This is a genomic window from Cobetia sp. PS-4MA (genome assembly GCF_057670765.1).
In genome coordinates, this window is sequence record NZ_CM173107.1 from 72,965 (window position 1) to 96,536 (window position 23,572).

24 protein-coding genes are annotated in these 23,572 nt (G+C 64.3%); 13 read left to right on the plus strand and 11 right to left on the minus strand.

Translation table 11 applies throughout. From position 1 onward, the window contains the following. Positions 1 to 7 precede the first annotated feature (7 nt). The gene (locus AC26AR_RS00335) at positions 8 to 346 is read right to left on the minus strand and encodes a P-II family nitrogen regulator (protein WP_065392452.1); all 339 of its coding nucleotides are present in this window, start codon (positions 344 to 346) and stop codon (positions 8 to 10) included. Positions 347 to 783: 437 nt separating this feature from the next. Here AC26AR_RS00335 and AC26AR_RS00340 point away from each other — a divergent pair, with 437 nt between their 5' ends. Next, positions 784 to 1,158: an accessory factor UbiK family protein gene (locus AC26AR_RS00340; protein WP_084209517.1), complete on the plus strand. Its 375-nt coding sequence runs from the start codon at positions 784 to 786 to the stop codon at positions 1,156 to 1,158. A gap of 85 nt (positions 1,159 to 1,243) precedes the next feature. On the opposite strand, the gene AC26AR_RS00345 is transcribed toward AC26AR_RS00340, so the two are convergent. Next, complete coding sequence (locus AC26AR_RS00345; protein WP_205632716.1) at positions 1,244 to 1,522, minus strand: CBU_0592 family membrane protein; 279 nt, start codon at positions 1,520 to 1,522, stop codon at positions 1,244 to 1,246. Between the two features lie 526 nt (positions 1,523 to 2,048). Here AC26AR_RS00345 and AC26AR_RS00350 point away from each other — a divergent pair. Together AC26AR_RS00350 and AC26AR_RS00355 are read left to right on the plus strand one after the other, a co-directional pair. After that, positions 2,049 to 2,318 (plus strand): hypothetical protein, encoded by a 270-nt coding sequence (locus AC26AR_RS00350; protein WP_488107370.1) that lies wholly within the window; start codon positions 2,049 to 2,051, stop codon positions 2,316 to 2,318. Positions 2,319 to 2,670: 352 nt separating this feature from the next. Further along, positions 2,671 to 4,209, plus strand: a complete 1,539-nt coding sequence (locus AC26AR_RS00355; protein WP_488107371.1) for a YifB family Mg chelatase-like AAA ATPase — start codon at positions 2,671 to 2,673, stop codon at positions 4,207 to 4,209. Positions 4,210 to 4,237: 28 nt separating this feature from the next. Here AC26AR_RS00355 and AC26AR_RS00360 read toward each other — a convergent pair whose 3' ends face one another. From AC26AR_RS00360 to AC26AR_RS00375, 4 genes are all read right to left on the minus strand, one after another. Then, complete coding sequence (locus AC26AR_RS00360) at positions 4,238 to 5,269, minus strand: Lnb N-terminal periplasmic domain-containing protein (protein WP_488107372.1); 1,032 nt, start codon at positions 5,267 to 5,269, stop codon at positions 4,238 to 4,240. 10 nt (positions 5,270 to 5,279) lie between these two features. Then, positions 5,280 to 6,431, minus strand: coding sequence for a pyridoxal phosphate-dependent aminotransferase (locus AC26AR_RS00365; protein WP_341542379.1), 1,152 nt, complete (start codon positions 6,429 to 6,431; stop codon positions 5,280 to 5,282). A gap of 88 nt (positions 6,432 to 6,519) precedes the next feature. Continuing rightward, positions 6,520 to 7,050: a hypothetical protein gene (locus tag AC26AR_RS00370; protein ID WP_157109506.1), complete on the minus strand. Its 531-nt coding sequence runs from the start codon at positions 7,048 to 7,050 to the stop codon at positions 6,520 to 6,522. Then, positions 7,038 to 8,048, minus strand: a complete 1,011-nt coding sequence (locus tag AC26AR_RS00375) for an alpha/beta hydrolase (protein WP_084209512.1) — start codon at positions 8,046 to 8,048, stop codon at positions 7,038 to 7,040. Before AC26AR_RS00375 ends, AC26AR_RS00370 begins: the two co-directional genes overlap by 13 nt. Before the next feature lie 282 nt (positions 8,049 to 8,330). Between AC26AR_RS00375 and AC26AR_RS00380 the strand changes: the two genes are divergently transcribed. After that, positions 8,331 to 10,511, plus strand: coding sequence for a malate synthase G (locus tag AC26AR_RS00380; RefSeq protein WP_488107373.1), 2,181 nt, complete (start codon positions 8,331 to 8,333; stop codon positions 10,509 to 10,511). Between the two features lie 279 nt (positions 10,512 to 10,790). Beyond that, on the plus strand, positions 10,791 to 11,207 hold the full coding sequence (locus tag AC26AR_RS00385) for a PaaI family thioesterase (RefSeq protein ID WP_077379595.1): 417 nt from the start codon (positions 10,791 to 10,793) through the stop codon (positions 11,205 to 11,207). A 27-nt stretch (positions 11,208 to 11,234) separates the two neighbouring features. On the opposite strand, the gene AC26AR_RS00390 is transcribed toward AC26AR_RS00385, so the two are convergent. Further along, positions 11,235 to 11,654 carry a DUF423 domain-containing protein gene (locus AC26AR_RS00390; protein ID WP_084209510.1) on the minus strand — a complete coding sequence of 140 codons (420 nt, stop codon included), beginning with the start codon at positions 11,652 to 11,654 and terminating at the stop codon, positions 11,235 to 11,237. Positions 11,655 to 11,769: 115 nt separating this feature from the next. On the opposite strand from AC26AR_RS00390, the gene thiS reads away from it, so the two are divergent. The 4 genes from thiS to AC26AR_RS00410 all read left to right on the plus strand — a co-directional run bounded on the left by thiS (position 11,770) and on the right by AC26AR_RS00410 (position 14,794). After that, positions 11,770 to 11,970, plus strand: coding sequence for a sulfur carrier protein ThiS (gene thiS / locus AC26AR_RS00395; protein WP_077379591.1), 201 nt, complete (start codon positions 11,770 to 11,772; stop codon positions 11,968 to 11,970). A 67-nt stretch (positions 11,971 to 12,037) separates the two neighbouring features. After that, a complete protein-coding gene (locus AC26AR_RS00400; protein WP_077379589.1) occupies positions 12,038 to 12,871 on the plus strand; it encodes a thiazole synthase in 834 nt (277 codons plus the stop codon). A gap of 61 nt (positions 12,872 to 12,932) precedes the next feature. Further along, positions 12,933 to 13,757, plus strand: a complete 825-nt coding sequence (trmB, locus tag AC26AR_RS00405) for a tRNA (guanosine(46)-N7)-methyltransferase TrmB (protein WP_488107374.1) — start codon at positions 12,933 to 12,935, stop codon at positions 13,755 to 13,757. A gap of 128 nt (positions 13,758 to 13,885) precedes the next feature. Continuing rightward, a complete protein-coding gene (locus tag AC26AR_RS00410; RefSeq protein ID WP_488107375.1) occupies positions 13,886 to 14,794 on the plus strand; it encodes a putative RNA methyltransferase in 909 nt (302 codons plus the stop codon). Between the two features lie 240 nt (positions 14,795 to 15,034). On the opposite strand, the gene AC26AR_RS00415 is transcribed toward AC26AR_RS00410, so the two are convergent. Continuing rightward, positions 15,035 to 15,964, minus strand: coding sequence for an AEC family transporter (locus AC26AR_RS00415; RefSeq protein WP_077379585.1), 930 nt, complete (start codon positions 15,962 to 15,964; stop codon positions 15,035 to 15,037). 228 nt (positions 15,965 to 16,192) lie between these two features. On the opposite strand from AC26AR_RS00415, the gene AC26AR_RS00420 reads away from it, so the two are divergent. Both AC26AR_RS00420 and AC26AR_RS00425 read left to right on the plus strand, forming a co-directional pair. After that, positions 16,193 to 16,786, plus strand: a complete 594-nt coding sequence (locus AC26AR_RS00420; RefSeq protein WP_488107376.1) for a hypothetical protein — start codon at positions 16,193 to 16,195, stop codon at positions 16,784 to 16,786. Between the two features lie 58 nt (positions 16,787 to 16,844). Then, entirely contained in the window at positions 16,845 to 17,504 is a 660-nt protein-coding gene (locus tag AC26AR_RS00425) for an SCO family protein (protein WP_488107377.1), read from the plus strand. A gap of 424 nt (positions 17,505 to 17,928) precedes the next feature. Here the strand turns inward: AC26AR_RS00425 and bamJ are convergent, their stop codons facing one another. Continuing rightward, entirely contained in the window at positions 17,929 to 18,636 is a 708-nt protein-coding gene (gene bamJ, locus AC26AR_RS00430) for a BamJ family beta-barrel-assembly machinery protein (RefSeq protein WP_284729107.1), read from the minus strand. A gap of 133 nt (positions 18,637 to 18,769) precedes the next feature. Then, positions 18,770 to 19,375, minus strand: coding sequence for a TIGR02444 family protein (locus AC26AR_RS00435; protein WP_488107378.1), 606 nt, complete (start codon positions 19,373 to 19,375; stop codon positions 18,770 to 18,772). 106 nt (positions 19,376 to 19,481) lie between these two features. Here AC26AR_RS00435 and AC26AR_RS00440 point away from each other — a divergent pair, with 106 nt between their 5' ends. Continuing rightward, complete coding sequence (locus AC26AR_RS00440; protein ID WP_077379575.1) at positions 19,482 to 21,416, plus strand: ABC-F family ATP-binding cassette domain-containing protein; 1,935 nt, start codon at positions 19,482 to 19,484, stop codon at positions 21,414 to 21,416. Positions 21,417 to 21,419: 3 nt separating this feature from the next. Continuing rightward, a complete protein-coding gene (locus tag AC26AR_RS00445; RefSeq protein ID WP_271302715.1) occupies positions 21,420 to 22,208 on the plus strand; it encodes a pseudouridine synthase in 789 nt (262 codons plus the stop codon). Positions 22,209 to 22,218: 10 nt separating this feature from the next. Here the strand turns inward: AC26AR_RS00445 and AC26AR_RS00450 are convergent, their stop codons facing one another. Continuing rightward, positions 22,219 to 23,442 carry a patatin-like phospholipase family protein gene (locus AC26AR_RS00450; RefSeq protein ID WP_077379571.1) on the minus strand — a complete coding sequence of 408 codons (1,224 nt, stop codon included), beginning with the start codon at positions 23,440 to 23,442 and terminating at the stop codon, positions 22,219 to 22,221. Positions 23,443 to 23,572 lie beyond the last annotated feature (130 nt).

Consider the following 23,572-nt stretch of genomic DNA (forward strand, 5'->3'; position numbering starts at 1 on the left):
GCGGGGCTCAGACAGCATCGGCGCCGCGTTCACCGGTACGGATACGGATCACGTCATCCAGCGGGGTGACGAACAGCTTGCCGTCGCCGATCTTGCCGCTGTTGGCTGCCTGGGTGATGGCGTCCAGCACCGTTTCCACACTGCTGTCATCAACAGCTACTTCAATCTTGACCTTGGGAAGGAAGTCGACGACATACTCGGCGCCGCGATACAGCTCGGTGTGGCCCTTCTGTCGCCCGAAGCCCTTCACTTCCGTGACCGTGATGCCTTGCACGCCGTTGTCGGCCAGCGCTTCACGCACGTCGTCCAGCTTGAAGGGTTTGATGATGGCGGTGATCAGTTTCATGTGCTGCCCCCGTTTGCTACCGCAATGATCTGTCATGTTGAGTGCGGCCAATCAGACACTGCTGGTGGCCTGTTCCTGACAAGTGCATCGCACGAGGTATGCCATGAGGTTAAAAAATCTTTAAATTCATCTAGTTGTGCTGAAGGAAAAAGCAGCTCCGCAGCAAGGCCAAAAATGACGGCAAGAAGAACGCCATGGCGATGCACCGCTTTGGTGCCTGAATTGCGGCTTTCGAGGTAGGAGATAGCGCTAATATGGTGCACAAGGGCCGGTGCCTGCCGTCAGTGGCGAGAGATTCGGGGTCGGGACATGCGTCAGGCCAGCGGGTTGCGTATCCTTGCAACATGACATGATGTCCCCCACGTTTCGGGGAGATCCTTTTCTCTGACCGACAGCCCCATGATGGGCCCGTCGGCTTGCAATGGCTGAGGTGGAGCATGTTCAAGAACGACGTCATCGGGCGTATGGCCCAGCAGATCGGTGAGCGCCTCCAGGACGCCTCGCACGGCCCGGAAGAGCTGCAGAAGTCCGTACAGGGCGTGATGCGCAGCGCCTTTGATCGCATGGAACTGGTGTCGCGCGAGGACTTCGACATCATGATGGATGTGCTGACGCGGACTCGCGGGCGTGTGGAGTCGCTGGAGAAGCAGGTCATCGCACTTGAGGCGCTGCTGGAGAAGCAGGGACTGGTGGCGGGTGCTGCGTCGACCACCGAGCCTGCCGTGGCGGTGGACGATGAGGGAGAGACCGCGCTGGCAAAGCGGGAAGCCGCCAGCCACGCCGAGGAGATCGAGCGTCAACGCGACGCCTGAATGGCATGCTGCTAAAAAAACCGCCACACCCGTCGAGGTGTGGCGGTTTTTTTGTGTCCGTCGCATGAGGCGGGTGCCGGGCAGGTCAGACCGTCTGTGGACGAGACCCCATCAACCAGCGAACTAGGCCCACCAGAGATGCCACGATCCAGAACACCTCGATCACGAAGCTGGCGAGATTGAAGTTGATGCACAGGCTGATCAACAAGAGGATCGCCCCGCTCAGATTCATGAGGTTGTAGGTCAGGCTACGTGCATCGAGTCTGCCAATCTGCAGCAGAAAGAAGGCACCGACCACCAGAGAGGTGCCGAGCATGCCGATGATGTCCGCCATGGGTGCCAGCGAGGCAAGCATGTCTTGCATGGGGTGTTACTCCTGAAACAAGCCGAAGTCGTCCTGAATGGCTGGCCCTTTCCGTGGGTTGGACGATTCTCTGCCACCCTTGGGTGGCCTCCTTGAGACAGCTTGGCGGTTGTATCAGCAGGGCCGAGACAACCGATCAAATATACCAGCAGTCCCCCTCTTGAGGCACTCCTGTAGCGCCTGGAGCACCGCCTTGCATGTTCCATGAGCACTCTTCTGGTGCAGGCCCGAGGGCTTGTGATCAGCCAGGTGTTCCATGTCGCCAACTTCGTGAAATATCTGCTAGAACGCGCGTTATTTCATGGAAAAAGCCGGTTGATGGGCTATTTTCAACGTTCAGTCCGCATGAATGTCTCGAGCTGAACAGACACGGCAGCCAGTCCGGCGCATCGAAGGAGGCTGGCATTGGGTGGGGCCTGCGCGACTCTCGGGAAAGGCACTCCCTTCCCCCGCGCCTCTTCTCTTGAGCCCAGCCTCCTGAGTCATGCCAGGGCGTTTCTCCATTCACTTCTTCATGAACATCTCCGTGAACTACTTCGTGAAGCTCTTCATGAAATTCATGCCGCGATGTCGACGGGAAACGCTGCCGTTGGTTCATCGTGCGGGTGTCTTGCCCGTTCTGGGTGACGATATTGCCTCTCTGCCGCCTGTTTCGCCGATCTGGCCGGGTGCTGGAGGAGGGCTGATGTCGCCCTCAAGTGTTGATTCAGAGTGTAATGCGTCACGCTTCGATGAGGTGGTGCGGCTCGGTGTCCATATCGATAGGGTTTGGCGTTGCCAGATGATGGATATTTGAGCGCTGGGAAATGCCCTGTCGAGGGAGTTATGTAATGTTATCCACAGTCGGTATTTTCCTTACGTATCCAGTAATTCTAGGGGTTGGTGGCGTAATGAAAATTATGAAACGGGTGGCTGGAATTGCTGATAATACCGTTGCGGTGCAGTGAGGACATGCCGTGTCCGGCAGCGCGAGTGACATTTGAGGAGTGCCGTATCGCCAAGCGTTGAGTCGTGTGCACGCTGGCAGGTATGAGATTTGCCATGCTGGAGGAGATGGCACCGGTATCGTGCCCTCGCGCTCATGGCAGGCGGGTGCCTGCTCCGATTGCGCCGTGCAGCAGAGAGGCGGCATCACGCAGGGAAGACTCATGTCATTGGCAATGTTGCGCACGCGCGCATCTCTTGGTCTTGAAGCTCCGGAGGTGCAGGTAGAGGTACACCTCTCCAACGGGCTGCCGGGGCTCTCCATCGTTGGCTTGCCGGAAGCGGCGGTGAAGGAAAGTCGTGAGCGAGTGCGCAGCGCATTGCTCAATGCAGGCTTCGAGTTTCCAGCGCGCCGAATCACCCTCAATCTGGCCCCGGCTGACCTGCCCAAGGAGGGTGGGCGCTTTGATCTGCCGATCGGACTGGGCATCCTGGTGGCATCCGGTCAGGTGCCGGAAGAGGCCGTGGCGCAGATCGAGTGTCTGGGCGAGTTGGCACTCGATGGCAGCATTCGCTCCGTCACTGGCGTGCTGCCTGCTGCGCTCTGCTGTCGCAAGGCCGGGCGCACCCTGGTGGTGCCGCGTGGCAATGCCGATGAGGCCGCACTGGCGGAACAGCTGGATGTGCTGTCCGTGGGCCATCTGCTGGAGTTGGTGGCGCACCTTCTCGGGCGTGAGAGGATCACGCCGCATGTCTGTTCCGTCACTCCTCAGGCGCGACTCCCGGAGCCGGACCTGAGCGAGGTGCGTGGCCAGCATCAGGCGCGGCGTGCGCTGGAGATTGCCGCTGCGGGAGGCCACAACCTGCTGTTCGCGGGGCCGCCGGGTACGGGCAAGACGATGCTGGCCAGTCGCCTCTCCGGCATTCTGCCGCCGCTGGGGGAGGCCGAGGCCCTGGAAGTCGCGGCGGTACGCTCGGTCTGCGGGATGCCGATCATGGAGCGCTGGGGCCAGCGGCCCTTCCGGGCGCCGCATCATACCGCCAGTGGTGTCGCGCTGGTCGGGGGTGGCTCCAGGCCGCGTCCGGGAGAGGTGTCGCTGGCCCATCATGGCGTGCTGTTTCTGGACGAGCTGGCGGAATTTGATCGTGGTGTACTGGAAGTGATGCGTGAGCCGCTGGAGAGCGGTCGCATCCTCATCTCGCGTGCCAGCCATCAGCGGCGCTTTCCGGCACGTTTCCAGCTGGTGGCGGCGATGAACCCCTGCCCGTGCGGCTATCTTGGTGACAGCCGTCGCAACTGCAGTTGCACGCCGGCCCAGATCCAGCGCTATCAGGCGCGCCTATCTGGCCCGCTGCTGGACCGTATCGATCTGCAGGTCGAGGTACCGGGACTGCCTGCCGAGGAGCTGACGTCCGCGACACCTGGTGAGGCCTCGGACGCAGTGCGCGAACGAGTGCTGGCGGCTCGCGCTCGCCAATTGGCCCGCGGCGGGCTCAATGCCCATCTCGACACCCATGCCCTGGAAGCCGCCTGCCAGCTGGAGGACGGCGAGCGTCAGTGGCTGGCCGGCGTGCTGTCGCGTCTCAATCTCTCGGCGCGTGCCTATCACCGGGTATTGCGTGTCGCGCTGACGTTGAGCGATCTCATTGCGCAGGATGGCGTGCAGCGGCCCCAGCTGATGGAAGCCATCGGCTATCGTCAGCTGGACCGAATGATGGGGAGAGATCCGGCCCGCCCGGGAGCGGAACAGCGCAGCGCCTGAGCACTGCCTGTCGGGCCGCGTCGCCCGTTCAGAAGGACGGGCTGTCCGCGCCGGGAATGCCCTCACGGATCAGGCGCGAGAAGTCGCCGTCCGGGTGCTCGTCGGCGGCGATGGCGGCAGGGTTGATCAGACTTCTGGCCTTGAGCTCGGCGAAGGGCGCGGCGTCACTGAGGGCATCCTGGTCCGCGACATATTCCGGCAGATAGCCGGAGAGCAGCAGCCGATAGTCCAGCGGCAGGCCGTCGGTGAGGCGCGTCATCATCGCGTAGACGAGGGTGGTGCAGTTGCTGGTGGCGGTGTTGTAGAAGCGTGGCTGAGTGCGCAATGTCTCGGCTTCGTCGACGTAGGCCAGCAGCAATTCGCGGATCAGTTCGCGCGGCATCTGCACCCGATAGAGATGCACCTGCTCCCCGCGCACGTTGCTGCGCACGCGGATGATGTCGCGCTCGTCAGCGGCGATCACCGCCAGTTCGTACTCCTTGAACATCCCGCCCAGTGTCGAGAAGGCCTCGTCACGCTCCTTGCGGATTTCCACCGAGAAGGCCAGATGGCGTCCATCGGCGAAACCGAAGCTGACCAGCGTATGAGCGATCTGCGGCCCCATCCAGTGACTGGTCAACAGATCCACCGAGGTCAGTTGATCCAGAGGATAGTCCCGCATCTCCCAGCGCGGCGTGTAATCCTCAGGCGTGCGCCACTCGAAGTTGCGCACCTGTTCGAGGTGCAGGATGTCATCTTGGCTGAGGCTCCCCTCGACCAGATGTTCGACCTCCGGCGCCCAGTCGCGGTCCGCACGCGGGGTGATGCTGTTCCACCAGCCGAGGCTGGCGACCAACAGCATCAGGTAGCTGCCCGCCAGTCGCCAGCGAATCGCATGGAGTTGCGGCCACCACAGCGCAATGACACAGATGAGGCTCAGCGCACCCGCGAGGGCGGCCAGTGTCGTGCGAAGCCCCTCCGGTCCCGGCAGGCGGAACCACAGGGCAGGCATCAGCCACAGGCTCGCCCCCAGCAAGGCAAGGCTGGTGACGCTGCGGAGCACGATGCTGGTCAGGCTCATCGGCCGGCACTCATGCGCGATTCTCTTCGACGATGGCCTGCTCGAGGCGCGCCAGTCGACCCGGTACCAAGCTGTCCTCCAGGGTCGAGATGCGCAGGATATGGCCGAGCGCCGGGTGAGGGGAGCGGGTGATCAGCACGCCCTGCGCCATCAGTTGCTGCTGAACCTGAGCGGCCCGCTCGGCGCTCTTGAGGCGCACGCAGAGGAAGTTGGTGGCACTGGGGAGGACGTCAGCCCCCAGCGAGCGCAGGTGCTCGGCAAGCTGATCACGACACTGGATGACCGCGGCGACGTGAGTCGCGGCTTCTTCGGGATGCTCCAGCAGCAGCTCGCCGGCTGCCAGTGCCGGCGCGCTGACGGCATAGTGGATCCGAACCTTGGTCAGAAGGGCGAGATCCTCACGCTCGGCGATCATGAAGCCGAGACGCAGGCCCGCCAGTCCATAAGCCTTGGAGAAGGTGCGCAGCCGGAAGGTATGAGCCATCGGGGCATTGTCGGCCTGCGCCGCATCGGGGCGGAAGTCGTGATAGGCCTCGTCCAGCAGCAGGCTGCAGTCCGCTGGGAGCGCATCACGCAGTGCTCGGACATCCTCATCCGAGTGCAGGTGCCCGCTGGGGTTGTCCGGGTTGGCGAGATAGACGACACGGGCCGCATGCTGACTTGCCGCCGCGGCGAGTGCGGCGAGATCCGGTGCCAGCTGGGCAGAGTGGGGGGCATCGTCAGAGGCATGGGCTTCGGTATATGGCACTTCAATGACCTCAGCACCGAGACCGCGCGCAAAGTACGCCAGTGTGGGGTAGGTGCCGGCACTGGTGATCACGCGCTCTCCCGCACAGATGGTGGCGCGCATCACCAGCGCCAGCAGGCTGTCGGCGCCGGCGTCGACCAGCAGCGTCTCGTAGGCGACGCCCAGGCGCTCGGCCAGTTGATGGCGCAGTTGCCAGGCATCGGCGTCCGCGTAGCTGCGGCTCAGGTCTGCCAGGGCATGGCCCAGCTCGCCGCCGAGTACCGCGTGGGGCATGTCGAGCCCTTCATTGGAGCCGTACTGATGCGGCAGCGCATGCCCCAGTCTGCGTTCCAGCGCCTTGATGCCGGGGAACGGGTTGTGCGGTCCCTCCTGATAAAGGTGGGCCAGGAAACGGCGGGGAGTGGCGGTAGTCATCTTGGCTCCAGAGGCGGTAACGGATGACGCCGGGAGGCAGGAGGTGGCCATGCGGCGTCAGAGAGTGAGTCGAGGAGACAGTGGGCGCTCAGGAGGCAGGTCGCGCACTGGCAAGGGCGTCAAGCGCCGCCTGATCGAAGGCGCCGCTGAGCGTGAATGTCCGGGTCTGCTGGCGCTCCGCGCTGAGACGGCGCACCAGCTCCAGTGTCAGCTGGTAGGGCTGCAGGGTGCGGTCGGAGAGCCTCAGGGGGCCACCGCTGGTATCCAGGCGTGCCACGAGGCGCCATTGCAGACTGTCGATGCCGGGGCGATCGTTGCTCCAGTTGAGCACCTGCGGGCCATCCTTGAGCGCCAGCAGGGCACGTGTCAGCGCTTCATTGAGTGCGCCGGGCTGCACCTCGAGACTGGTATCCACTTCAGGAGGTGCCAGCAGCAGGACCTGCTCGCCCAGTGGCGGGGTCCAGCTCTGCTCATCCAGCAGGCGGGCAGCACTCTGGCCCAGGCCATAGATGGGGTCGCGCTCCGCGCGTGGCACCTGATCCAGTCCCATGCAGCCGGTCAGACCGGTGATCAACATCAGGCTCGCCAGTGTTCGCAGTCCGCGACTCATTCGTGACATGCCGGGGCGCCTCCCCTGCCATCAGGGGCCTCAAGTTCCGGGCGCGGCGACAGCGCATCGAGGAAGGCATCCAGCTCGGCGAACAAGGCCGTGCGAATCGGCTCGGCCTCATTGACCAGATGATGCTGCGCCTCGGGGTGGCGATGAATCCGCGCGTTGGGGAACTTGCTGGCCAGCACGTCGAGATTCCACTGCCAGTCCACCGTGGTGTCCTGTTCGCCCTGCAGGATCAGGGTGGGTAGCGAGCAGGGCGGGAGGGCCTGCAGGCGTGGAATCCATGCGCGCATGGCCGAGACCCACTTCACGGCGAGTCGATCCGCCTGAAGCGGGTCGTTGGTGCTCAGGAACTCGTAGAACGCCGCGTCATTGGTATTCGCGCGGTACTTGCGCGGAATGGAGTCGATGAAGGGGCGCGCCATGCTATGCAGCCAGCGGGACTGCGGCCACCCCCAGGGGCGAACCAGCGGGGCGAGCAGCGCGATTCCCTGCCAGCGCGAGTCACTGCCACGCATCAGGGCGTCGGTGGCCAGCACGGAGCCGCCGGTGCTCTGACCGATCCCGAACCAGGGGTGCGGCGCCAGATCATGGACTTCCAGATACTCCTGAAACGCCTGCAGGCAGCCGACATAGTCACCGAAGTCATCGATGGAAGCCGGCTCGCCGGAGGACAGGCCATGCCCCGGCAGGTCCCACAGCGCGACCTGCCAGCCCTGCTTCAGCAGGTGGGCCAGCAGGTGACGATACAGCGCGAGGTGATCGAAATATCCATGCACCACGAAGATGGTGCCGCGCGGACTCGGCGGAGTCCACAGCTGTGCCCACAGGCGAAAATCGCCAGCATCGAGGTGTCCGGCATGTACGGTGACATGTGCGCTGCGCAGTTCATCCAGGCCATAGTGGCTCAGGTAACAGGCCAGCGGGCTGGTCGTCTGACCGGGCAGACACTCAGGCAGACGAATGAAAGGGCCATAATCGAGCAGTGCGCTGAAGTCGGGCATGGTGATCTCCATAATGCTGCCATGCTAGCGGCTGGAGCTGTCGTGAGCCATAGGAAAAAACAGTGTTTCTTCATACAAGGGCTGCGTGTCGCGAACTGCCAGCATTCGTCATGCCATTTCCAGAACACGGTAATCCGGTTTCAGCCTCTTGTTCATTGGTCAAAGCCCCGCTTCCGCCAGCCACGGCATCGGGTATGGTGAAGTGATCCACAACCGCCCGGCAGATGATTCATTCCACGTACGGTTCGTCAGTTGATATTCGTTTCCAGGGAGAGCACACGCATGACCGATCGCATTCAACTTGAACGTCTGGCCATTGATGCCGGACTGCACCGCTTCATCGAGGAGGAAGCGTTGCCCGGTTCCGGTATCGTCTCGGCCGACTTCTGGTCCGGCGTCGATGCGTTGCTGCACGAGCTGGCGCCACGCAATCGCGAGCTGCTGGAAACGCGCGAACAGCTGCAGGCCAGCATCGACCAGTGGCACCGTGAGCATCCCGGCAAGGTCGAACTGCCCGCCTACAAGGCCTTCCTGAAGGAGATCGGCTACCTGGAAGACGAGCCGGCCAGTGTCGAGGCCACCACCGCCAACGTGGACAGCGAGATCTGCCAACAGGCAGGACCGCAGCTGGTCGTGCCGGTGATGAATGCCCGTTACGCCCTGAACGCCGCCAATGCGCGCTGGGGCTCACTCTATGACGCCCTCTACGGCACCGACGCGATCAGTGATGACGATGGCGCCGAGCGCGGCAAGGACTACAACCCGGTGCGGGGTGCCAAGGTGGTGGCCTACGCACGCCAGGTGCTGGATACCATCGCGCCGCTGGCTGGCGGTACGCACCATGACAGCGAGGGGTACTCCATTCGTGACGGCCACCTGCTGGTGCGGGTCGGCGGGCGTGACCTGAGCCTCAAGTCGCCGGAACGCTTCCTCGGCTATCGCGGCGACGAAAGCGCGCCAAGCGCGATCATCTTCGCGCACAACGGGCTACACGCGGAGCTCGTGATCGATGCCGAGCACCCCATCGGCAAGACCGACCCCGCCAACGTCAGTGACCTGATCATGGAGGCTGCGCTCTCCACCATCATGGACTGCGAGGACTCGGTGGCCGCGGTGGATGCCGACGACAAGGTGGCCGTCTATCGCAACTGGCTGGGCCTGATGAAGGGCGATCTGACCGAGACGCTGGAGAAGAAGGGTCGCCAGATGACGCGCAGGCTGAACGCGGACCGTGAATACACCGGCGCCGATGGCACCACCCGCGTGCTGCATGGTCGCTCGCTGATGCTGATCCGCAACGTGGGCCATCTGATGACCAACCCGGCCATCCTGCTGGAAGATGGCAGCGAGGCGCCGGAAGGCATCATGGATGCCATCTTCACCAGTCTGATCGCGCTGCACGATCTCAAGGGTGACAAGGACAGCCGTGGCGGTATCTGCAACTCGCGCACCGGCTCCGTCTACATCGTCAAGCCCAAGATGCACGGTCCGTCCGAGGTCGCCTTCGCTGACGAGCTGTTCTCGCGTGTCGAGCAGCTGCTGGGCCTGCCGAATGCCACGCTCAAGATGGGCATCATGGACGAGGAGCGTCGTACCACCGTCAACCTCAAGGCCTGCATCGCCGCGGCCAGTTCCCGTGTGGCCTTCATCAATACCGGCTTCCTGGATCGCACCGGTGACGAGATGCACACCTCGATGGAAGCTGGTCCGATGCTGCGCAAGGGCGACATGAAGGGGGCGGCCTGGATTCAGGCCTACGAGAAGTGGAACGTGGATATCGGGCTGGAATGCGGTCTGCGGGGGCGCGCCCAGATCGGCAAGGGCATGTGGGCGATGCCGGACCTGATGGCGGCGATGCTGGAGCAGAAGATCGGCCATCCCCGCGCCGGTGCCAATACCGCCTGGGTCCCGTCACCGACCGCGGCCGTGCTGCATGCGCTGCATTATCACCAGGTCTCGGTGAAGGACGTGCAACATGACCTGCTCAGTCGCCCGCGCGCCAGTCTCGATGACCTGCTGACCATTCCGCTGGAGCTTGATCCCCAGTGGAGTGCCGAGGAGATCCAGGCCGAGCTGGACAACAACGCCCAGGGGATTCTCGGCTATGTGGTGCGCTGGATCGATCACGGCACCGGTTGCTCCAAGGTGCCGGACATTCACGATGTCGGCCTGATGGAAGACCGCGCCACGCTGCGCATCTCCAGCCAGCACATCGCCAACTGGCTGCATCATGGCATCGTCGACAACGCCCAGGTGCAGGACACGCTGGAGCGCATGGCGGGCGTGGTGGATCGTCAGAACGCTGCGGATCCCAGCTATCAGGCGATGACGGCGGATCTCGAGGGCTCCATCGCCTTCCAGGCTGCTTGCGAGCTGGTGTTCCAGGGACGAGTGCAGCCGAGTGGCTATACCGAGCCGGTACTACATCGCCGCCGCCTTGAAAAGAAGCAGCAGGCTCACTGAGGCAGCGTCAGCGCTGCGCCATGAGCGTGGCACTGCGGATGCGGATCTTGGACATGCACGACGGCGGCTCTCGAGCCGTCGTCGTGCTTTCTGGCGATGCCATATTTCCCGAGGCGGCATTTGACGCTAGCCTTGCCCCCAGTAGCGCGCAACCGTACGATCAGCGCCCGCTCAGCCACTGCAGCGCCTGAAACGCGATGGTGTGGCGATCCCTGGTCACCACGCCTGTGCGTGTCGGTGCCACCAATCTGTCGTAGTCATCCTGTCGAGGAGAACGTCATGCCCGTCATGCACGCTGCTGCCATCGAGGACTTTCTCGATGATGTCTTCCCCCAGCGCCTGGGCACCATAGAAGCCGTGGGGGATGGCTGGGCCACCATGGGACTGGCCATCGAGGACGAGCATCTGCGTCCCGGAGGCAGCGTCTCCGGTCCGGCGATGATGGCGTTGGCCGATGTCTGTCTGTATGTCGCGATCCTGGGGGAGATCGGCCCGGAGCCGATGGCCGTGACCAGTGATCTCAACATCCATTTCCTGCGCCGTGCCCGCGGTGACCGGGATCTGATGGCCACCGCACGCCTCCGCAAGCTCGGGCGGCGTCTCGCCGTGGGCGAGATCGAGCTGTTCAGCCATGGCGACACGGACCCGGTCGCTCTCGTGACCGCAACCTATGCCTTGCCGGATCGCGATGACTAGCGGCAGGTGGTGGGGGTGATCGCCCCGCTACAGCTTGTTGGCATCCTTTTCCTCGCTGCCGCGCTGACGCCAGCCGGTGACGGCCAGGCTCAGCCAGCCTGCGATCAGCAGCAAGCCACCGATGGGCGTGATGATGCCCAGCTGGGTGCGCGCCGTGGTGGCCAGCGCATACAGTGAACCGGAAAACAGCAGCATCCCGGCCGCCCACAGCCCCAGCGTCAGCATCTGCCCGCGCAGGGGCTGCACCGAGCGCCAGGCCAGCACGCCGACCGCCGCCAGCACGTGCCACATCTGATAGCGCACGCCGGTCTCGAAGACGCGCAGCATGTCCGCGCTCAGAGTGCCGCGCAGGCCATGACTGGCGAAGGCGCCCAGCGCGATGGTGGACATGCCGGCCAGGCCCATGGCCAGCCACCAGTGGCGGGAGTGGGAGTCGTTGTGACGCATAGAGAGAAAATTCCTTGAGGGCAGGTGGCGAGGGCATATCGTACCGACGATGTTGTGCCTACGCCTGTCCACGTAAAGCCGCTACAATGGCGGCCTCTTTTCGCGGGAGGACAGCATGCAGATACAGCTAAACGGTGAAGATCATGTGGTGGCGGATGCCATGACAGTCGCCGCTCTGGTCGAGAGTCTCGGACTTCAGGGCCGCCGCCTGGCAGTCGAGCGCAACGAGGACATCGTGCCACGTAGCGCTCACGCCGACACCCTTCTGCAGGCCGGTGATCGCATCGAGATCGTCCACGCCATCGGTGGTGGTTGAACGTCCCGCTGCCAGGGTCGATAGCTTTCACTTCACGCTCGTTCACGTCCAGCTCGATGAGGTCATCATGACAGACAGTTCTGCCCAGACGCTTAACGCCCCCGTCACCCAGGTCGCCGGTGACAGTCCGCTGGTCGTCGCCGGTCGCGAGTTCTCCTCGCGCCTGCTGGTCGGCACCGGCAAGTACAAGGACATGGATGAGACCCGTTCCGCCATCGAGACCTCCGGCGCGGAAGTGGTCACCTTCGCGGTGCGTCGCACCAATCTGGGCCAGAATGCCGATGAGCCGAATCTGCTCGACGTGCTGTCGCCCAGTCGCTATACCTTCCTGCCCAATACCGCCGGTTGCTACAACGCGCGTGACGCGGTGCGTACCTGCAAGCTGGCGCGTGAACTGCTGGATGGCCACAATCTGGTCAAGCTGGAAGTGCTGGGCGATCAGGACACGCTGTATCCCAATATCGTCGAGACCCTCAAGGCCGCCGAGGAGCTGGTCGCCGATGGCTTCGACGTGATGGTGTATACCTCCGACGACCCCATCGTTGCCCGTCAGCTCGAGGAAATCGGCTGCTGCGCCATCATGCCGCTGGGCTCGCTGATCGGCTCCGGCCTTGGCATCCTCAACCCGCATACCCTGTCGCTGATCATCGAGCGCGCCAACGTGCCGGTGCTGGTGGATGCCGGGCTGGGCACGGCGTCCGAGGCGGCCTTCGCGATGGAGCTCGGCTGTGATGGCGTGCTGATGAACAGCGCCATCGCCCATGCTCGCCAACCGCTGCTGATGGCGGACGCCATGCGCCAGGCCGTGATCTCCGGCCGTGGTGCCTTCCTGGCGGGACGCATGCCGACTCGCCTGACGGCGCGCGCTTCCTCGCCGGGGGCCGGCCTGATCACCGGCTGACCTCCTGAATCATTCGAATCCGATGCTCGCGCATCGCTCATGCAAAGACCAAGACGACCCCATGACTGACGAGACTTCCAAGCCGCAGGACGACACGTCCACTTCTGCTCCTGCTGACGATGCGCAGCAAGAGAGCGTGCAGAACGAGAGCGTGCAGAACGAAAGCGCGCAAGCGACCCCTTCCGTGGCGGATGAAGCCGTCGCCCGCAAGCGTGGCATCAAGAGCTACGTGATCCGCGGTGGGCGCATGACACAGGCCCAGACCCGCGGGCTCGAAGAGGTCTTCCCGCGCCTTGGTCTGCGTCACGAGCAGGGCGAGCTGGACCTCGAGGCGCTGTTCGGTCGCCGTGCGCCGCTGGTGATCGAGGTCGGCTTCGGCATGGGCAAGTCGCTGTGCGAGCAGGCTCAGGCCAATCCGGGCACCGACTTCATCGGGATCGAGGTGCATGCCCCGGGTGTCGGCAAGCTGCTGGATGATGTCGACAAGCTGGGTCTGACCAATCTGCGCGTCTATCGTCACGATGCATTGGAAGTGCTGGCTGACTGCGTGCCGGCAGGGTGTGCCGACACCTTCCAGCTGTTCTTCCCGGACCCGTGGCCGAAGAAGAAACACCACAAGCGTCGCATCGTGCAGCCGGCCTTCGTCGAGCTGGTGCGTCGTGTGCTCAAGCCGGGCGGTCACTTCCACATGGCCACCGACTGGGAGAACTACGCCGAGGCCATGGCCGAAGAGATGGGCGAGGCACCGGGCTTCGTCAACACGGCTCCGGCCGAGAGCGCCCCCTATGTGCCGCGTCCGGATTTCCGTCCGCTGACCAAGTTCGAGCAGCGCGGCGAGCGTCTCGGTCACGGCGTGTGGGATCTGATCTTCGTCAAGCAGGACTGATTCGCGCCTCGTGCGCAGTGGCGGCATCATCACGATGCTGCATCGCGGCCGCCTTCGGGTGGCCGCTTGCGTCTGAGACCCGCCGCTTTTGCCTTTCTCTTCCCACCTCGTCCCGAGAGCTGATGACCATGACGACGCCCACCCCTGAACCGGCTGACCGGCCGACCATGACGCCACTGACGACCCTGACCTGCCCACTGGATGCCCAGCGGCTGATGCGAGATGGCCAGAGCTGGTGCTGCGCCGATGGCCATCGCTTCGATATCGCGCGTCAGGGGCACGTCAATCTGCTGCCGGTGCAGCGCAAGCGCAGTCTGGACCCCGGCGACAGTAAGGCGATGGTCAGCGCTCGCCAGCGGCTGTTCGCCCTCGGTGGCTATCAGCCTCTCGCCTCGGCGCTGGCACGACGTGTGCTGGCGCTGGCAGGGCAGGCAAGTGCGCTGGCCGTGCTGGATGCCGGCTGTGGGGAAGGCTTCTATCTGCGTCAGCTGGCAGACGCTGCCGATGAGCAGCGGCGCTCGCTGACGGCGGCGGGTCTGGATATCTCCAAGCACGCGGTGCTGGCGGCAGCGAAGCAGTCACGCGATGCCGCCTGGCTGGTGGGCACCAACGCGGCACTGCCGTTGGAAGACGCCTGTGTGGATGTGGTGATCTGCGCCTTCGGCTTCCCCGTCTGGCAGGAGTTCGCGCGTGTCCTCAAGCCCGGGGGCCATGTGGTGCTGCTGGAGGCGGGAGCCGAGCACCTGCTGGCGTTGCGCAGAATTCTCTACCGGGAGCTGAAGCCCGCGCGTGGCGAGGCCGGGGTGATGGCCGCTGAAGCCGCAGGTTTCGTGGTGGAGGGGGAGGTCGAGCATCTGCATGCAGGGCTTTCATTGACCAGCAATGAGCAGATCCGGGATCTGCTGACCATGACCCCGCATCTGTATCGTGCCGAGCGTGATGGTCTGGCACGAGCCGAAGCCATGACGGCCTTGGCGGTCGAGCTGCACGCGGAACTGAGAGTGTTCACGCGCGAGGAGGCACAAGGCGCGGCGTAAATAGAAATTCTTCGCATTTGGCTTGCAAAAGCAAATGAGAATGATTATCTTGTCTGTGCGGTGTCCGGGCAGACATCGCAGGGCGCAAGCCCATCCGCGGCGGCGGAGTCAGGCCCCCGCTGCGGAGTTTCTCCTCATCAAGCTAGTCACGGTCTTGGGCATCCTCATCTGGGATGCCCTTTTTCTTGTGTGCGGTTCATGCCGAGAGCCCTCAGGTCGCGAGCCGCGACGGAGCCTCCGTCAGGTCGCCAGCCACAGGGGCAGGGTCAGCATCGCCAGCAGCGTCTGCGCGGTGATCAGCGCCGCCATCAGTTCGGCATTGCCACCCAGCTGGCGCGCCAGAATGTAGGCTGACGTAGCAGTGGGCAGCGCGGCAAACAGGATGGCGACATCGCGTGCCACGCCAGTCAGGCCAACGCCGGCGCACAGCCCCACCACCAATGCCGGCATCGCCAGCAGCTTCAGCAGACTCGCCAGCCATGCCACGCTGCCACTGTTCATCAGTACTCGTGGTCGCAGCGCCACGCCTACCGCCACCAACCCCAGTGGCAACGCCGCGCGCCCCAGCAATGTCAGCGCATCGCCGCTCCAGCCCGGCAGGCCGATGCCGCTGAGATTGAGCGCCGTTCCCGCCAGACAGGCCAGCACCAGAGGGTTGCGGGTCAGCGCCTTGAGTGAGCGCAGTAGTCCGCCGTCACCCAGAGTGCCGGCACCGATGAACGCCAATACGCACAGCAGGTTGGCCGCTGGCACCATCAGGGCCAGCGCCACCGCCGCGACGGTCGCACCGGCACTGCCATGCAGCGCTGCCGCGCCGGCCACGCCGACGTAGCTGTTGAAGCGGATGCTGCCCTGGAAGAGTGAGGTGAAGGACGCGGCATCGCCCAGCTGGCGGCTCAGCCAGTCGGGGGCATGACGCCACCCCAGCCACAGCGCGGCAGCGAACAGCAGCATCGAGCCCAGCATCACGCAGGCCAGAGGGATGACCGGGACGCTGGCCATGTCAGCGCGCGCCAGGGTGGACATCAGCATGGCAGGGAACAGCACGTAATAGATGAGGCGTTCCAGCTCGCTCCAGAACCCCTCGCCCGGGAAGCGCTTCCAGCCCAGCAAGGCGCCCGCGACGATGAGCAGGAAGAGAGGACCGAGCGCCTGTTGTACACTTGCCATTCTGTCTCCTGGACGTGCTCACGGTGCGGATGGGGCGTCGTGGCCAAGAACGTCTCGTGCCTCGACGTGACACGATGTCTCGGCGGCTGCGCCCGCCGGGGGGCCTGATAAGCTTGTCATGAGTGGCTCACCTGCGCATTCATTCATGTGTCTTAGCCTGTCGGCCTGTTTGCCACGCGACTGTCTCCTCCTATTCCGGCGTGCTGCCGGATTGTCATCGGAACCGCCATGTATCGCGCCGAAGAAGAAAATGCCCGCCCGCCCTTGCTCAACCTGCTGATCATGGTGACGCTGCTCACCATCGTCGTATCGCTCTATTACCTGATCGACTACTACCTTGTACGTGACGGCAGCAACGGCAAGGTCACCTGGTTCGCCCCCAACCAGTCCTGCGAACTCAGCCATGCGCCCTGCAGTGCCGAGCTGGGGCGCTTCGGGCGTATCACGCTCGCACTCGATGGTGACATCAGCCCGCTGACGCCGCTGGGTATCCGGGTGATCACGGAAGATGTGGCACCCGAGGGCGTGGAGGTCGATTTCATCGGTCGCCACATGGACATGGGGGTCAAGCGCAGTCTGCTGACCACCCGGGATGCGCCGACGCAGGCACGTCAGCACTGGTCGGGGGAAGGACAGCTCGGTTTCTGCAGCAGTGCCACCATGGCATGGCGAGCACAGGTGATCGTGACCACTGAACGTGGCCGCCTGGGCAGCTGGTTCGACTTTGACAGCCATCCGCCTGCCTCCACGGCGGAGCAGCTCGAAAGCTCGGTCAACCAGCTGTTCTTCCCTGACGAAAGAAGCGTCCGGCGAGACAGCTAGCGCGCGGCGAGGCGTGAGGCGTCTGACCGGCAGGCCACCACTGACAAGGAGTCCAGGCATGCAGGAGGAGAACAGGCAGACCCTGCGCTGGCTGATGCTGGGCGTGGTGGGTGTCGTGGCACTGGTGGGCGCGGGGGTGACATGGCAGGCCCTTCACCGACCGTCGGTGCCGGTGTCCGGCATGCAGGCGTGGGCGAGCCTTGGCGGGCCCATCCAGTTGACATCGGCACGGGGCGACTTCCGGCTCGCCGAGGTCAGCATGGGGGAGGCCGCACCACCGGATGCCACGCCGGTGGTGGCACTCTATTTCGGCTATACCCAATGTCCGGATGTCTGCCCGATGACGCTGGCGGCCCTGCGCCAGGTGCTGACCGAGTTGCCGGCGTCGGCGGCCGCTCGCGTGGTACCGGTGCTTGTCTCTCTGGACCCTGAGCGTGATACGCCAGCACGTCTGGCCACCTATGCCGGGCACTTTGGTCCGCGTTTCATCGGGGTCACGGGCAGCGATACCGAACTGGCCGAGATCGCGCGTCGCTACGGGGTCAGTCATCGGCGTGTCGATGCCCCGGATTCCGCGCTGGGCTATACCGTGGATCATGGTGCGGCGCTGTATCTCGTCTCCGCGCAGGGGCGCATCTACGATCGTATTCCCTTCACGCCAGGCGCGGCCGGCATTCGGGCCGGCCTGACTCGCGTGCTGAGCGAGACCACTCCCTGACGTCTCCTTGTCGTGCTGTCATGTGCGTCTCGGACACGAGGGAAATACACATTGTCCACAAGTTGGCAAGAGCCTGTGACGAGAATTGTGGATAATCATTCCGCCATCTTTCAGCAACCTGCTGTTTTTGAAGGTAGACTTTTGTATTTCAACAAAATCAACAAGTTAAGGCGTACATTGCCGATTTCGGGAGTCAGTGTTCACTTTGCCGCCACCCCTGACGGCCGCTGAGTTGCCATGTAACACGGCCGGTTGTCAACCTGTGGTCAATAGCTTCCCCACAGAATTATCCACAGGCAGATCGCTCACCTGGAGGCCCGTTTCACGCTGCCTGACCCGTCGCGGGATGCCTCCTGTACAATGAAAAAGCCGCCCCTGAGGGCGGCTTTTTTCTGGCTGACGGCGCGCATTCGCGCGTCAGGGATTACTTCGCGGCATCTGCCTTGGTCACGTCGAGCAGCTCGACCTTGAAGGTCAGCGTCTCGTTCGGGCCGATCGGGCCGCCAGTGCCAGCCTTGCCGTAGGCGAGGTCGGCCGGGATGTAGAGCATCCAGGTATCCCCGACGCTCATTTCCTGCAGCGCTTCCTGCCAGCCCTTGATGACCTGGTTGACCTTGAAGCTGACCGGCTCGCCACGCTGGTAGGAGCTGTCGAAGACGGTGCCGTCCAGCAGCTTGCCTTCATAGTTCACCTTGACGGTGTCTTCCGCGTTCGGGCTCTCGCCGTCACCGGATTTCAGCACCTTGTACTGCAGGCCGGAATCCAGGGTCTTCACGCCATCCTGCTTGGCGTTCTCGGCGAGGAACTTGTCACCGGCCGCCTTGTTGTCGGCCGCCTGCTGTTCGGCCATCTGCTGCTGCTCTTCCATCTTCTTCTGCTGGAACTTCGAGAGCGCATCGGCAATTTCCTGATCGCTCATCTTCATGTCGCCCTTGGCATAGACGTCACGCACGGCTTGCGTAAAGGCATCCAGGTCAAGATCAGTGATGTCCTGAGACAGGCTCTTGCCCAGTGTCGCACCGATGCCGTAGCTGAGCTGTGCCTGGTCGTCAGAGAGGCTGTCGTCGGCGGCAAAGCTGAACGGGGTAACCAGGAGGGCGCCGAGCGCGACGGCACTAACCAGCTGTTTCATGAAAACTCCTTCAGGATGGGATGGGCCTGAGACGGGCCCGAAACGCATATGCGGCACGCAGCGTGGCATGACCATGCTGATGCTCCGGTGCTACTGGGACTCTAACAGTCGCGTACAAGTTCCGCATCTGCCATTAGGGTTGAGACGAGCTTCGCCCGGCGCGGCTCGTGGCCAGCAGGTGCAGGGCACGTGCGATGCTGTCGTCGCCCTCGTCGAGCGACGCCTGACCGGTAAGCTGTCGCAGCGACTGCAGGAAGGCGCGTCGGGGGTCATGGCATGACATGAACGGTGGCGTGGGAGCATGGGCCGGAGGGCTGAGGGCTTCCAGGCGTGCCAGCGCTTCCTGCTCCGCCGACAGTTCACAGGCCTTCAATTGCTGATACAGCGTTTCCAGCCGGCGTGTGGTGGCCGCGCTTCGCGTGTCGGTTGGCTCCGTCAGGTGCTGCTTGAGCTGTCGGCGACGCTCGCGCAGTGTCACGGTCATCCCGCGTTGCCAGTCACGCACCTCACCGAGCAGCAGGCACGGCGAGGCACCCAGCGCCACACCGCGTGCGGCCAGCCAGTGAATCCATAGAAGCTCGCAGACATCGAGACCGGCCTCGTCCTGCAACAGCAGACAGGCGCTCATCACGTCAGTCGGCCCTGCGCCTTCTTCCTGGTCGTAGGGCAGGCCCTGAGGAGCAGGCTGTGCGTAGAGGGACAGCGCGTAGTCCCACAATCCGGTAGAATGTGCGCCCATCAAGTCGGCTTTCCTGTGGTTCATGGCGGTCATGCCTGTGGTTCACGGCGGTCATGCATGCTGCGCGCGGGAGCCGACGCCCCCGGATTTTCTGATCGAGGTTGTCATGATTGCACTGCGCCAGCTCGCCCTGCAACGCGGCGGAGCCCCGCTGATCGACGAAGCGGACCTGACGTTGCATGCCGGTCACAAGGCGGGCATCGTCGGCCCCAACGGGGCCGGCAAGTCCAGCCTGTTCGGGCTGATTCTCGGTGAGCTGATCCCCGACAGCGGCAGCGTCTCGCTGGCCGGTGGCGTGCGGGTCGCGCACATGGCACAGGAAATCGATGCGCTGGAGCGCCCGATCGTCGACTACGTCATGGACGGGGATCACGCGCTGCGCGAGACGGAGCGGGCTCTGGCCGCCGCCGAAGAAAGCGGCGAGCATCAGCGTCAGGCCGAGCTGCACGCTCACTTCGACACCCTCGATGGCTATACCGCGCGTGCGCGTGCCGAGCAGCTGCTGGTCGGGCTCGGTTTCCGCCAGGCCCAGCTCAGTCAGCCGCTAGCGGCCTTCTCGGGGGGCTGGCGGATGCGGGCCAATCTGGCGCGCACCCTCTTCACGCCGTCTGACCTGCTGCTGCTGGATGAGCCGACCAACCACCTGGATCTCGATGCGCTGCTGTGGCTGGAACAATGGCTGGCACGCTACCCCGGCGCGCTGCTGCTGATCTCCCACGACCGTGACTTCCTCGATGCGGTGTGTGATCACATCATCCACTTCGATCGTCGCAAGCTGGTGGTCTACAAAGGCAACTACAGCCGCTTCGAGCGAACGCGTTCCGAGCGCCTGGTGCGTGAGCAGGCCGAGCACGAGAAGACCATGGCGCGTCGCGCCGAGATCGAGGACTTCGTGCGTCGCTTCAAGGCCAAGGCCACCAAGGCACGCCAGGCCCAGAGTCGCCTGAAGATGCTGGAGCGCATGGAGGAGACGGCAGCGGTGAAGGCCGATTCGCCGTTCCACTTCACGATTCCCTGCTCCGACAAGATCTCCCATCCGCTGCTGGGACTGGACCGGGCGGTGATCGGCTATCCCGGTCAGCCGCCGCAGCTGTCCGGGGTGCGCTTCTCGCTGCTGCCGGGCCAGCGCATCGGCCTGCTCGGCCCCAACGGCGCGGGCAAGTCGACCCTGATCAAGGCGCTCACCGGTGAACTGGCTCTGGTCGAAGGCCAGCGCACCGCCGGCGAGCATCTGGCCATCGGCTACTTCGCCCAGCACCAGGTCGATGGGCTCGACCTGACCTCGACTCCCTTCAATCATGTGCTGCGTCTCTCGCCGGGGGCCGGGGATCTGGAGATCCGCACCTTCCTCGGCAGCTTCGGCTTCCATGGGGATGAAGTGTACGCTTCGGTGGAGTCGTTCTCCGGTGGCGAGAAGGCACGCCTGGCGCTGTCGCTGATCGCGTGGCAGAAGCCCAATCTGCTGCTGCTGGATGAGCCGACCAACCACCTGGATCTCGACATGCGCGAGGCGCTCACCGATGCGCTGGCGACCTTCGAGGGCACCGTGATTCTGGTCTCCCACGACCGCCACCTGCTGCGCGCCTGCGTGGATGAATTCTGGTGCATCGCCGATGGCCGCGTGACGCCCTTCGATGGCGATCTCGACGACTATCGTGCCTGGCTCAAGGCGCGGGTCGAGGGCGAGCGGCGTGAGGCGCGCGCCCAGAAGGATGCCGAGGCTGGCAGCGACGGCACGCGCACGCCGGACCGCAAGGAAGCGCGTCGTCAGGCCGCCGAGCTGCGCGAGAAGCTGCGCCCGCTCAAGAAGCTCAGCGACAAGGCCGAGCAGAAGATGAGCAAGGCGCAGGGGGAGCTGGACAAGGTCGAGGAAGCGCTGGGCGATGCCACGCTCTATGAGGCGGACCGCAAGAGCGAACTGACCCGGCTGCTGGCCAGTCAGGGCGAGATCAAGGGACGTCTCGAGGACGCCGAAGCCGAATGGTTCGAGGCCCAGGAAGCGCTGGAAGAGATGGAAGCCCAGCTCAAGGCGGCGGACTGAGGCATGCGGCTGGATCGCTGGCTGACGCGCCAGCCGCAGCTCAATCGCCGCCTGGCGTTGCATGCGCTGGCGGCGGGGCGTGTGCGGATCAATGGCCAGACGGTCCGCGATCCGCTGCACGAGGTCGGTCCCTTCGATGCCATCGCGCTGACAGCCGATACGCTGGCGGACAATGACGCGACGCCAGGCGAGATACGCCTGCAGGCGCCACGTCGTCCACGCCATGTGCTGCTCAACAAGCCTGCCGGGGTCGTGACGGCCTGTCATGACCCCGAACATCCCACCGTCATCGATGTGCTGCGCGATTCGCTTGAATCACGTGGAGAGGATGACGGCTGGCTCGAGGAAATCCATCACGTCGGACGACTGGATCGCGCCACGACCGGTGCCTTGCTGCTGACCAACGACGGTGATGTCTCGTCACGCATCAGCGATGCCGGACTGGATGGGCCCGCCAAGCGCTACCGCATGGGGCTGGAGCAACCGCTGTCGGAGGCGGCGCAGGCCGAGGCGATCTCGCGGGTGGCGCAGGGCGTCCTGCTCGCCAATGACGCTCGGCCGACGCTGCCCGCGCGGCTCGAGTTTCTGGCCGCGGACGAGGCGCGCCTGACGCTGCACGAAGGGCGCCACCATCACGTCAAGCGACTGTGGCGCACTCTGGGCAATCGCGTGGTGTGGCTGCACCGCGAGTCGGTGGCGGGGCTGAGTGTCGCCGGGCTCGCGGTGGGGGACTGGCGGGAGCTGACGCGTGACGAGTGCCTGCGGCTCGGCGCGGCGCTGGCACATGAGTGAGGCCGCTGCCTCAGCGGCCGCTGGCCTGGCTCGGCAGACCCTCATCCTCCTCTTCGCTCTCCGTCGGGGGGACATCCGGGGCTGACAGGCTGATCAGCTCACCCCGCGAGTTGCGGGTGAAGTTGCGGACGATGACCCCGATGTTGCGCGGCAGGGGGTCGAACTGCTCGCAGCGGTTCAGCACCTCATGCATGTCCCCATAGCCGCTGCGACGACGTGAATCGATGGTCGCACGCGAGAAATCGATATCCTTGAGTGAGGTCTCGTCGGGGCGGGCCGCCGCCAGCAGACGCACGACATTGATGGACGGTTGCTGGGTCATGGCCAGGATGTCGTGTATTTCCTGAGACTGACGCAGGTCTTCCGGCAGCAGGTCGGCCAGGTGCTCCAGGCCCATGCGCAGTGCCTGATTCTCTTCCATCAGATGCAGATGCTCACCGGCGCGGCTGGAGTACTGGATGTCCTTTTCGCGTAGCTGGGCTTCCTGCAAGGTTTCCGGCACCTTCCCGTAGGCGCTCCACAGGTCGATGACGTAGCAGTTGACGATCGTCTCGCTGTGCGCGCGCTCCGACAGCACCCAGCTGATCGGCGTGTTGGAGTAGAGGCCGCCATCCCAGTAGGCCTGACCGTCGATCCACACCGGCGGGAATGCCGGCGGCAGGGCACCACTGGCCAGTATGTGGCGGTGATCCAGCGCCTCTTGTGACGAATCGAAGTAACGCAATGCGCCGCTGCCGATATTGACCGCCCCGACCGATAGCCGCACGTTCTCCGGGTGACGGGCGTCGAGGCGCTCGAAGTCCACCAGGCGATTGAGGGTGTCTCCCAGCGGTTCGGTGTCGTAGAGACTGGGCGGTTCGCCGAAGAAGCTCTGCCAGATGGGAACTGTCCACAGGGGGCGCGGACGGAAGAAGCCCGGGATACCCCACAGCATGGCGGAGGAGCGCGCGACGCTGCGCTCCCAGGGGTGGAAGGCCGGCCCGAGGCTGTTGGCCGGTTGCGCGATGCCATACCAGAACGCTTCGAGGGCCTTGAGGCGCTCGCCATCCGGATTGCCCGCAATCAGTGCGCCATTGATGGCACCGACGGAGGTCCCGACGACCCAATCGGGCTGGATGCCGGCCTCTGCCAGTGCCTCGAACACGCCGATCTGGTAGGCGCCAAGGGCACCGCCGCCTTGCAGGACCAGAATATTGAGCGCGTCAGCGCAGAAGTCGCAGGATGTATCACGCATGAAACCTTCTCCTTTCCGGTAGCGCCACGCTGATGGCCTGCACGGCCTCGGCTACCTGATTGGCAGGTGATCGGCTTGTGGCAATGAAAGCGAACACGAATTGTGCAGTGCAGCATAGCAGCTGTCAGCA